The sequence below is a fragment of the Kribbella sp. genome (assembly GCF_035687465.1).
GTDB lineage: Bacteria > Actinomycetota > Actinomycetes > Propionibacteriales > Kribbellaceae > Kribbella.
On the sequence record NZ_DASRXP010000655.1, the window covers coordinates 1 to 10,385 of the forward strand.

The 10,385-nt window shown below is 67.8% G+C and carries 9 protein-coding genes; 5 read left to right on the forward strand and 4 right to left on the reverse strand.

The window, feature by feature from the left end; all coding sequences use genetic code 11:
* Window positions 1-324 precede the first annotated feature (324 nt).
* The 3 genes from VFG33_RS35025 to sucC are packed head-to-tail and all read right to left on the reverse strand — an operon-like array spanning window position 325 to window position 3,293.
* Window positions 325-1,209, reverse strand: a complete 885-nt coding sequence (locus VFG33_RS35025) for a 2-hydroxy-3-oxopropionate reductase (protein WP_325057315.1) — start codon at window positions 1,207-1,209, stop codon at window positions 325-327.
* 14 nt (window positions 1,210-1,223) lie between these two features.
* On the reverse strand, window positions 1,224-2,117 hold the full coding sequence (gene sucD, locus VFG33_RS35030) for a succinate--CoA ligase subunit alpha (protein WP_325057316.1): 894 nt from the start codon (window positions 2,115-2,117) through the stop codon (window positions 1,224-1,226).
* Window positions 2,118-2,129: 12 nt separating this feature from the next.
* Window positions 2,130-3,293: an ADP-forming succinate--CoA ligase subunit beta gene (gene sucC / locus VFG33_RS35035; RefSeq protein WP_325057323.1), complete on the reverse strand. Its 1,164-nt coding sequence runs from the start codon at window positions 3,291-3,293 to the stop codon at window positions 2,130-2,132.
* Window positions 3,294-3,434: 141 nt separating this feature from the next.
* Here sucC and VFG33_RS35040 point away from each other — a divergent pair, with 141 nt between their 5' ends.
* Both VFG33_RS35040 and VFG33_RS35045 read left to right on the forward strand, forming a co-directional pair.
* Window positions 3,435-4,826, forward strand: coding sequence for an OFA family MFS transporter (locus VFG33_RS35040; RefSeq protein WP_325057317.1), 1,392 nt, complete (start codon window positions 3,435-3,437; stop codon window positions 4,824-4,826).
* The gene (locus tag VFG33_RS35045; protein WP_325057318.1) at window positions 4,823-5,503 is read left to right on the forward strand and encodes a hypothetical protein; all 681 of its coding nucleotides are present in this window, start codon (window positions 4,823-4,825) and stop codon (window positions 5,501-5,503) included. Before VFG33_RS35040 ends, VFG33_RS35045 begins: the two co-directional genes overlap by 4 nt.
* On the opposite strand, the gene VFG33_RS35050 is transcribed toward VFG33_RS35045, so the two are convergent.
* Complete coding sequence (locus tag VFG33_RS35050; protein ID WP_325057319.1) at window positions 5,504-5,788, reverse strand: Rv0250c family protein; 285 nt, start codon at window positions 5,786-5,788, stop codon at window positions 5,504-5,506.
* 285 nt (window positions 5,789-6,073) lie between these two features.
* On the opposite strand from VFG33_RS35050, the gene VFG33_RS35055 reads away from it, so the two are divergent.
* The 3 genes from VFG33_RS35055 to VFG33_RS35065 form a co-directional block, all read left to right on the forward strand.
* The gene (locus VFG33_RS35055) at window positions 6,074-7,759 is read left to right on the forward strand and encodes a thiamine pyrophosphate-binding protein (RefSeq protein ID WP_325057320.1); all 1,686 of its coding nucleotides are present in this window, start codon (window positions 6,074-6,076) and stop codon (window positions 7,757-7,759) included.
* A gap of 60 nt (window positions 7,760-7,819) precedes the next feature.
* The gene (gene frc, locus VFG33_RS35060; protein ID WP_325057321.1) at window positions 7,820-9,046 is read left to right on the forward strand and encodes a formyl-CoA transferase; all 1,227 of its coding nucleotides are present in this window, start codon (window positions 7,820-7,822) and stop codon (window positions 9,044-9,046) included.
* A 35-nt stretch (window positions 9,047-9,081) separates the two neighbouring features.
* On the forward strand, window positions 9,082-10,385 hold a 1,304-nt coding region (locus VFG33_RS35065; protein WP_325057322.1), incomplete at its 3' end, for an acetate--CoA ligase family protein.

Sequence of the window (10,385 nt, forward strand, 5' to 3'; positions counted from 1 at the left end):
TTCCCTGGTCGTGGTGAGGTGTGTCAAGGGTCGAACTTGTTCGAGCCCGAAGGGCCGCGAAGCGCCCTTGACTCACCTCGCCGCGACTAGCACCATCACGCAGCCCGGCGACGCGAACCACCCACACCTATGTACCCCGCGAACCACAATCACCAATCCGCGAATCACATGCACCATGCGACCGTCGAACCACCCGCACGCATCGACTCGCGAACCACATCCAGTGCACCGGCGTACCAGCGTGCGAGCGCACCGGCGTACTGGGGAAAGAGGAAGCGGGCCGGCGACACCCCAGTGGGTCGCCGGCCCGCTCCAACTCGATTGTCAGGCCTCGAGGCGGCCAGACAGTTGCTCTATGACCTTCAACAACGCCGAATGGTCCAGCGAGCCATAACCCTGAGCCCGGGCCGAGGCGACCAGTTGGGCGACCACCCCGGTGACTGGCAATGCGACACCCGCGGCACGCCCGGAGGCCAGTGCGATGCCCATGTCCTTGTGGTGCAGGTCGATGCGGAAGCCTGGCTCGAACTGCCGGCCCAGCATCGATTCCGCTTTCAGGTCGAGGATCCGGTTCCCCGCCAACCCGCCGGCCAGTACTTCGAGTCCGCGCTGGCCGTCGACCCCGGAGGCCTCGAGCAGCACGATCGCCTCGCTGACCAGGGAGATGATGCCGGCCACCATCAGCTGGTTCGCCGCCTTCACCGTCTGGCCGGCGCCGTGGCCGCCGACATGCACGATGGTCCGGCCGAGGTCCTCGAAGATCGGTCGCGCGGCCTCGAAGTCCTCGGCCGCGCCGCCGACCATGATGGACAGCGACGCCTTGATCGCGCCCTGCTCGCCGCCGCTCACCGGTGCGTCCAGCACCCGTACGCCGAGGGCGGTGCCGGCCCTCGCGACCTCGATCGACGTCTCCGGGGCGATCGAGGACATGTCGATCAGCAGTACGCCAGCGGTGGCGGACTCGAACACCCCGCCCAGTCCGAGCACCACCTCCGCCACCTGGGGCGAGTCCGGCAGCATCGTGATGACGACCTCGGCACCGGCGACGGCCTCGGCGATCGTGGGTGCGGGCTTGCCGCCGGCCTGCAGTAGCTTCTCGACGCCCGCCGGTACGACGTCGAACCCGGTCACGTCGTAGCCGGCCCGGACCAGGTTGGCGGCCATGTGGGACCCCATGATGCCGAGTCCGATGAAACCGATCTTCTGCATGGTGGTGCTGCCTCTCAGACGGGGGCGGGGATCTGCTCGAGGGCATCGCGCAGCAGTTGCGCGGCTTCGGACGGCGTCTTGCCGACCTTGACCCCGACGGCTTCCAGGGCCTCCTGCTTGGCGGCCGCGGTGCCGGAGGATCCCGACACGATCGCGCCCGCGTGGCCCATCGTCTTGCCTTCGGGGGCGGTGAACCCCGCGACGTACCCGACCACGGGCTTGGTCACGTTGTCCTTGATGAACGCGGCGGCCCGCTCCTCGGCGTCGCCGCCGATCTCACCGATCATCACGATCGCGTCGGTGTCCGGGTCGTCCTCGAAGGCCCGCAGCGCGTCGATGTGCGTGGTCCCGATGATCGGGTCGCCGCCGATGCCGATCGCGGTGGTGAAGCCGTACTCGCGCAGTTCGTACATCATCTGGTAGGTCAGCGTGCCCGACTTCGACACCAGCCCGATCCGGCCCGGGCCGGCGATGTCGGCCGGGATGATGCCGGCGTTCGCGCGGCCGGGGCTGATCAGGCCGGGGGAGTTGGGTCCGATGATCCGGGTGCCCGCGGCCTGCGCGGCGGCGAAGAACGCGGCGGTGTCGTGCACCGGCACGCCCTCGGTGATCACGACCACCAACGGCACGCCGGCATCGATCGCCTCGAACACGGCGCCCTTGGTGAACTTCGGCGGCACGAACACGATCGACACGTCGGCACCGGTCTCCTTGACCGCCTCGCCGACCGAGCCGAAGACCGGTACTGCCCGGCCGTCGAAGTCGACCGCCTGCCCGCCCTTGCCGGGCGTCACGCCGCCGACGATATTGGTGCCTGCGGCAAGCATCCGGGTGGTGTGCTTCTTACCCTCGGACCCGGTCATGCCCTGGACGATGACCTTGCTCTCCTCGGTGAGGAAGATCGCCATAACCCATTCCTCCTAAGCCTGTACGCCGGCCGCGGCCAGCTCGGCGGCGCGGTCCGCCGCGCCGTCCATCGTGTCGACCACGGTCACCAGCGGGTGGTTCGCCTCGGCGAGGATCCGGCGGCCCTCGACCACGTTGTTGCCGTCCAGCCGGACCACCAGTGGCTTGTTCGCCTTCTCACCGAGCAGTTCGAGCGCCTGCACGATCCCGTTCGAGACCGCATCGCAGGCGGTGATGCCGCCGAACACGTTCACGAACACGCTGCGGACCTGCTCGTCGCCGAGGATGATGCTCAGCCCGTTCGCCATCACCTCGGCGGACGCGCCGCCGCCGATGTCGAGGAAGTTCGCGGGCTTGACCCCGCCATGCTTCTCACCGGCGTAAGCGACCACGTCGAGGGTCGACATGACCAGACCCGCGCCGTTGCCGATGATGCCGACGGAACCGTCCAGCTTGACGTAGTTGAGGCCCTTCTCGTGGGCCGCGGCCTCGAGCGGATCGGCGGACGCCTTGTCGTCGAAGGCCGCATGGTCCGGGTGCCGGTACGCCGCGTTCTCGTCCAGCGTCACCTTGCCGTCGAGCGCCTCGAGACTGCCGTCGGCCAGCTTCACCAGCGGGTTCACCTCCACCAGGGAGGCGTCCTCAGCGATGAACACGGCCCACAGCTTCTGTACGACGGACGCCGCCTCCGGTGGGAACCCCGCTGCGGCGACGATCTCGGCAGCCTTCGCCTCGTCGACGCCGGTCGCCGGGTCGATCGAGATCTTGGCGATCGCGTCCGGGTTGGTGTGCGCGACCTCTTCGATCTCCACACCACCCTCGGTACTGGCGATGCAGAGATAGTTGCGGTTGGCCCGGTCCACCAGGAAGGAGAAGTAGTACTCCTCGGCGATGTCTGCAGCCGGCGCGAGCAGCACCCGGCGGACCGTGAGTCCCTTGATCTCCATGCCGAGGATGTCGGAAGCGCGGTCGGTCGCCTCTTGTGGCGTCGTGGCCAGCTTGACGCCGCCGGCCTTGCCGCGGCCACCGGCCTTCACCTGGGCCTTGACCACCACCCGGCCGCCGAGCGCCTCGGCAGCTGCGGCCGCATCGGCGGGGTCCTCGACCACCCTTCCCAGAGTGACCGGCACATCATGCCGGGCGAAGAGTTCTTTGGCTTGGTACTCCATCAGGTCCACGGACAGTCCTCTCCTCACGCGACAACGTTTGGACGACTGTATGCTGTATGCACAATCGTTCACAAGGCCCAAGCTCTGGACAACGGGTAGCTCAGGGGAGTACCACAGTTCCATACGGTATGCAGTAGTCAGGAGCCGATCATGAACGATGCAACCACCGGCACTCCTCCCCGCGAGGTACGCGACGTCTACGGCCGCCAGTACCGGGTCGGCGAGGACGCTCGTGAATTGACCGGTCATTCCCGCCGCTGGCAACTGTGGGCCGCATGGGCCTGCATGGTGGCGATCAGTCCGCTGCAGTACTCGTTCGGTTCCGCCGCGCTCGGCCTGCAGTCGAGCCGCGGCTGGGGCGCCGTCGAGACCATGTGGCTGCTGGCGCTGTTCGTTGCCTGCCAGGCGCTGGTGGCGATCCCCGCCGCCTGGGCCCAGCGGGTACGCCGGGCCACGCCGACCCAACTCGTACCACTGGGTGGTGTCTTTGCGGCTGCGGGGCTGGCGACGCTCGCGCATTCCACCGGGTATGTCGCTGTAGTCGTCGGCTACGCGCTGATCGGCGGCACCGGAGCCGGGCTCGTGTACGCCGCGTGCATCACCACCGCGGGCAGGTGGTTCCCGGACAAGCGGACCGCCACCATCGGGTTCGTCACGGGTGGATTCGCGGTAGGCGCGGTGCCCAGCATCGCTCTGCTCACCATCTTCGATTCGCCCGCGGGACAGCGCACCGTCTTCGACCTGACCGCGGTGCTCGCTCTGCTGGTCGTGATGACGGCAGGCGGGGTTCTCAAGGATCCGCCGCGGCACTGGTGGCCGTCTCACCTCGACGCGCAGGCGTGGGCGGTCGACCGCAAGCTGAACCGCAGCATCCCGCACAACCTCCCCGCGGCCCGGTACTACAAGCCGGCCGAGGCGATGCGGACCGGAGCACTGCCGCTGATGTGGCTGACCCTGGCACTCAGTACTGCGCTGTCGCTGTTCGGCATCGCGTTCGTCGTCAGCTACGCGATCGAAGCAGAACTCGGAGTCGCAGTGGCGGGGTTCGCGGCCGGAATGCTTGCCGCGGTCAACGGTCTCGGCCGGTCCTTCGCCGGCAACCTGTCCGACACCTTCGGCCGTCGGCGGGTTCTTGCGGCCGTCCTGATGATCGAGGGCTTCACCCACGTCGGACTGGTCCTGGCGGGCGAGTCGGGTGCTGGCTGGGCTTTCGTACTCTGCGCGATGTTCGCCGGCCTCGGCGGCGGGGCCTTCTACGCGATCATGGCGAACCTGGTGCTCGAGTTCTTCGGCGAGAACAGCCTGCTGCAGAACCAGGCCATCCTCTACAGCGCGAAGGCAGCCGGCGGTCTGGTGGGCGTCGGCGTCGCGGCAAGCCTGGTCGCCACAGTCGGCTACCGGCCGGTCTTCCTGGGCGCCGGCCTCCTCGGCCTGCTCACCGCGGTGACCGTCCGCTTCATCAAACAACCCGGCCGCCCCGCACTACCCGTCCGACCTCAGCTAGGCACCCCTGTCAGCGGCGCTGTCCGGCCAGGCGAGTGAGTTCGACGCGAGCCGGGGCCAACGCCGTCGCCGGTAGCCGTAGCGCGGACAGCCCGCAACAAGCTCACCACCTGCACGTCGCAGGGCCTGCCGACCGGCAGGTCGACGCCGAGGGCGACGAGACGCCGCACGGCATGGCCTATTACGGCCGCGTGCGTACCTCGGAGCCGTGCGTACTGGAACGCGTGTCCAAGCTGGCTCGTGAGCCGTGGACGGACCGCCCGAGCTGCGTGCATCCCGTCCTGGGCTCGATCGCCCGAGTGGTCCACGACCACAGCAGCAGGGCGGGGAGACGGGCTCTCCTGCCGCTGGCGCCCTCGTTCATCGGCACTGCTCAACCAGGGCTGGAGATCTCAGCGCGGCTGGTGGCGCTCTGTGTCTCCACCGCGCTCGCCGGCCCGGAGGGGCTCAGCAGCGACGAACGCGCCCGCCTGACCAGGAGTCACGAGACAGCCCTTTACCTGCTGGCCGATCGACCAGACGGGCAGCAGCCCGGCGGGATCGCCCGTTGGTGGCTCCCCGTGTTCGATCGGGTCAGGCTGAGCGAGCCCTTCTACCGGACCTTCGTGGCGACCGAACACGCCGCCGAGGCCGTCGCCGTCACCGCCCGGGCCTCTCGCGGTGATGGCGATCTGCGGCTCAAACGTCTGCTGAAGCAGTGTTTGGCAACAATCTGATCAAGGAGCACGACGGCCGGGCGCGCCCAGGCCCTCGTGGTCGACGTCGCCGGCGCCCCACAATCCGTGGTCGTAGTCGTCGTCCGGGATCACCACCAGCTCGTGCCGGTGCGGCGCCCGTACCTGCTCCTCCAGCCGCCGCAGGTCCGACGCGCACCGCGCGACGTCGTCCATCAGCCGCAGTACGTCGAGATGCGGGCCGAGCTGATTCCTCAAGCCTGCAAGGGCTTTCTCGAGCGACCGCAGAGCGTTGCGGGTCCGGTCGAGTTCGTCGTGGATCGTCATCGCATCTCCCGTGCTCGCAGGGTTCGGAGCGGCCGTCTCTCGACAAGCATACGGGATACTGCATACAGTCGTCGTTAGGAATTCTGCCGGGTGTCGACCTCTGGACAACTGGTCTGGCGGTGCGATATGACTACGACTACACCATACGGTATGCAATCTACTGACCATATGCAGTGTGGCCCGCGCTGACCCCGGGCAGACCGAGCCTTCCACGAGGAGATGACTGCACAGATGGCCCAAACAGTGTCCCCAGCTGTAACCGATACAGCGAACGCGGTCGCTGAAGTGACCGAACCGGAGCCGAAGACCGCCACGATCTCGGGCGGACATCTGGTGGCCAAGGCCCTCAAGGCCGAGGGGATCGATGTGATCTTCACGCTGTGTGGCGGTCACATCATCGACATCTACGACGGCTGCGTCGACGAGGGCATCGCCGTCGTGGACGTCCGGCACGAGCAGGTGGCAGCGCACGCCGCGGACGGCTACGCGAGGATGACGGGTAAGCCCGGCTGCGCCGTCGTCACCGCCGGCCCCGGCACCACGGACGCCGTGACCGGTGTCGCGAACGCGTTCCGCGCTGAGAGCCCGATGCTGCTGATCGGCGGCCAGGGCGCCCTGAACCAGCACAAGATGGGCTCGCTGCAGGACCTGCCGCACGTCGACATGATGACCCCGATCACCAAGTTCGCCGCGACCGTGCCGCACACCGCACGAGTAGCGGACATGGTCTCGATGGCGTTCCGTGAGTGCTACAACGGCGCCCCCGGCCCGTCCTTCCTGGAGATCCCGCGCGACATCCTGGACAACTCCGTCCCGGTGGAGTCCGCGACCATCCCGGAGGCGGGCCGTTACCGTGCCTCCACCAAGAGCATCGGCGACCCGGCCAACATCGAGGCGCTCGCCGACCTGCTGTCGCGGGCGGAGAAGCCGGTCGTCCTGCTCGGCACTCAGGTCTGGACCGCGCGAGGCAGTGACGCTGCGATCGACTTCGTCCGCAAGCTGAACGTGCCGGCCTTCATGAACGGCTCGGCCCGTGGCACCCTGCCGCCCGGCGACCCGCACCACTTCCACCTGTCCCGGCGCTACGGGTTCAACAACGCCGACCTGATCCTGATCGTCGGCACCCCGTTCGACTTCCGGATGGGCTACGGCCGCCGGCTGCCGAAGGGCGCGACCGTGGTCCAGATCGACATGGACTACCGCACGGTCGGCAAGAACCGCGACGTCGACCTCGGACTGGTCGGAGACCCGGGTGCGATCCTGGCGGCGGTCACCCAGGCTTCGTCCGGCCGGATCGCGAAGGCGGGCGACCGCAAGGCCTGGTTCGCCGAGCTCCGGGCGGAGGAGGACGCGGCGTACCAGAAGCGGCTGCCGCGGCAGCTGTCTGACGCCAACCCGATCCACCCGCTGCGGCTGGCGCACGAGATCAACGAGTTCCTCACCGAGGACTCGATCTACATCGGCGACGGCGGAGACATCGTCACCTTCTCCGGTGGTGTGGTGCAGCCGAAGTCGCCCGGCCACTGGATGGATCCGGGGCCGCTCGGCACCATCGGCGTCGGCATCCCGTTCGTGATGGCGGCCAAGTACGCAAGGCCGGACAAGGAGGTCGTCGCGCTCTTCGGTGACGGCGCCTTCTCCCTGACCGGCTGGGACTTCGAGACGCTGGTCCGGTTCAAGCTGCCGTTCGTCGGTGTCGTCGGCAACAACTCGTCGATGAACCAGATCCGCTACGGCCAGGAAGCGAAGTACGGGCATGAACGTGGCCGGATCGGCAACACCCTCGGCGACGTGAAGTACGACGAGTTCGCCAAGATGCTCGGCGGTTACGGCGAGGAGGTCCGGGACCCCAAGGACATCGGGCCGGCCATGCAGCGGGCCCGCGAGTCGGGACTGCCCTCGCTGATCAACGTGTGGGTCGACCCGGACGCGTACGCGCCCGGAACCATGAACCAGACCATGTACAAGTAGCGATTCCCCGACGGCGGTGCGCCCCCTGCGGCGTACCGCCGCCAGTACTGGAGGACCGAGATGGGTAAGGCCCTTGAAGGTGTCCGCGTACTCGATATGACCCACGTGCAGTCAGGACCGTCCTGCACCCAGATTCTGGCCTGGCTCGGCGCCGACGTCGTCAAGCTCGAGGCGCCGACGGGTGACATCACCCGCCAGCAGTTGCGCGACCTGCCCGACGTCGACAGCCTGTACTTCACCATGCTCAACTGCAACAAGCGCAGCATCACCCTGAACATGAAATCCGAGCGGGGCAAGGAGATCTTCACCGATCTGGTGAAGAACTCCGACATCCTGGTGGAGAACTTCGCTCCCGGTGCGATCGACCGGATGGGGTTCACCTGGGAGCGGCTGCAGCTGATCAACCCGGCCCTGATCTTCGCCTCGATCAAGGGCTTCGGCCCCGGCAAGTACGAGGACTTCAAGGCCTACGAGGTAGTCGCCCAGGCGATGGGCGGCGCGATGAGCACGACCGGCTTCGAAGACGGCCCGCCGCTCGCCACCGGAGCTCAGATCGGTGACTCGGGCACCGGGATCCACCTGGTCGCCGGCATCCTCGCCGCGCTCTACCAGCGGGTCGCGACCGGTAAGGGTCAGCGCGTCTCGGTCGCCATGCAGGAGGCGGTGCTGAACCTCAGCCGGGTCAAGCTGCGCGACCAGCAGCGGCTGACGCACGGCCCGCTGAAGGAGTACCCGAACGACAACTTCGGCGACGAGGTGCCGCGCTCGGGCAACGCCTCCGGCGGCGGCCAACCCGGTTGGGCAGTCCGTACTGCGCCCGGCGGGCCGAACGACTACATCTACGTGATCGTCCAGCCGCCCGGCTGGGCCCCGATCGCGAACCTGATCGGCAAGCCCGAGCTGGCCGACGACCCGGACTGGAGCACGCCGGCCGCGCGGCTGGACAAGCTCGACAAGATGTTCGGGCTGATCGAGTCCTGGACCGAGCAGCACACCAAGTTCGAGGTGATGGAGAAGCTGAACGCGCTGAATGTGCCGTGCGGCCCGATCCTGTCCACCAAGGAACTGATCGAGGACGAGACGCTGGCCGAGCTCGGCGCGGTCGTCGAGGTGAAGCACCCCCAGCGCGGCAGCTTCAAGACCGTCGGCTGCCCGATCAAGCTGTCCGACTCACCGGTCCAGGTGGAGACCTCACCCGGCCTCGGTGAACACAACTCCGTGATCTACGGCGGCCTCGGCATCGACACCGCCGAGCTGGAAGAACTCAAGGCCGCCGGCGTCGTCTGATGCGCCACCAACCACGCTTCTGAGGAGCTTTAGGCATGACTTATGACAAGGCAGCTGTCCAGTCCATCCTCGACCAGGCTCTGGCGGAAGGCCGCACCTCGCTGAGCGCACCCGAGGCCAAGCTGGTCGCGGACGCGTACGGCATCCCGACCCCGGGAGAGGGGCTGGCCACGACTGCCGAGGGAGCCGCCGGTCTGGCGGCCGAGATCGGTTTCCCGGTCGTGCTGAAGATCGTCTCGCCCGACATCCTGCACAAGACGGAGGCCGGCGGCGTGGTGGTCGGCGTCGACAGCGCCGAGGCCGCGGTGACGGCGTACGAGCAGATCGTGGCGAACGCGAAGGCCTACCAGGCCGATGCGGAGATCATCGGTGTGCAGGTGCAGAAGATGCTGGTCACCGGCGGTGACGTGCAGGAGGTCATCGTCGGTGCGGTCACCGACCAGACCTTCGGCAAGATCGTCGCCTTCGGTCTGGGCGGGGTGCTGGTCGAGGTGCTGAAGGACGTCACCTTCCGGCTCGCGCCGACCTCGCCGGACGAGGCGCGGTCCATGGTGGACGGCATCGAGGCGCACGAGATGCTGAACGGCGTCCGCGGTGCCAAGCCGGTCGACAAGGAGGCCATCGCCACCATCATCACCAAGCTGTCGGACCTGGTGGAGGACTTCCCGCAGTTCGCCGAGGTGGACCTGAACCCGGTGCTCGCCGGGCCGGACGGCGCCACCGCGGTGGACTTCCGGATCATCGTGGACCCCGAGGCCGGTAAGCCGGTCGACCGGTACAGCCAGGAAGAGATCCTGACCGCGATGACCCGGATCATGAAGCCGCGGGCGATCGCCGTGATCGGTGCCTCGAACGAGGACGGCAAGATCGGCAACTCGGTGATGAAGAACCTGGTCAACGGCGGTTACCAGGGCGACATCTACCCGATCAACCCCAAGGGTGGCGAGGTCCTCGGACTGAAGGCGTTCCCGAGTATCACCGACGTCCCCGGTGACGTGGACGTGGCGGTGTTCGCCGTACCGGCCAAGTTCGTCGGCGGTGCGCTCGAACAGTGTGGTGAGAAGGGTGTCGCCGGCGCGATCCTGATTCCGTCCGGCTTCGCCGAGACCGGTGAGCAGGCGCTCCAGGACGAGGTCGTCGCGATCGCCAAGAAGCACGGTGTCCGGATCCTCGGCCCGAACATCTACGGCTACTACTCCACCTGGCAGGATCTCTGCGCCACCTTCTGCACCCCGTACGACGTCAAGGGCGGGGTGGCGCTGACCTCCCAGTCCGGTGGCATCGGTATGGCGATCCTCGGCTTCGCCAGGACCACCAAGACGGGTGTGTCGGCGATCGT

Excerpts from the sequence above, each read along its gene's own strand:
- sucD (WP_325057316.1), bottom strand. The coding sequence starts at position 2,117 with ATGGCGATCTTCCTCACCGAGGAGAGCAAGGTCATCGTCCAGGGCATG.
- frc (WP_325057321.1), top strand. The coding sequence starts at position 7,820 with ATGGGTAAGGCCCTTGAAGGTGTCCGCGTACTCGATATGACCCACGTG.
- VFG33_RS35025 (WP_325057315.1), bottom strand. The coding sequence starts at position 1,209 with ATGCAGAAGATCGGTTTCATCGGACTCGGCATCATGGGGTCCCACATG.
- VFG33_RS35040 (WP_325057317.1), top strand. The coding sequence starts at position 3,435 with ATGAACGATGCAACCACCGGCACTCCTCCCCGCGAGGTACGCGACGTC.
- VFG33_RS35050 (WP_325057319.1), bottom strand. The coding sequence starts at position 5,788 with ATGACGATCCACGACGAACTCGACCGGACCCGCAACGCTCTGCGGTCG.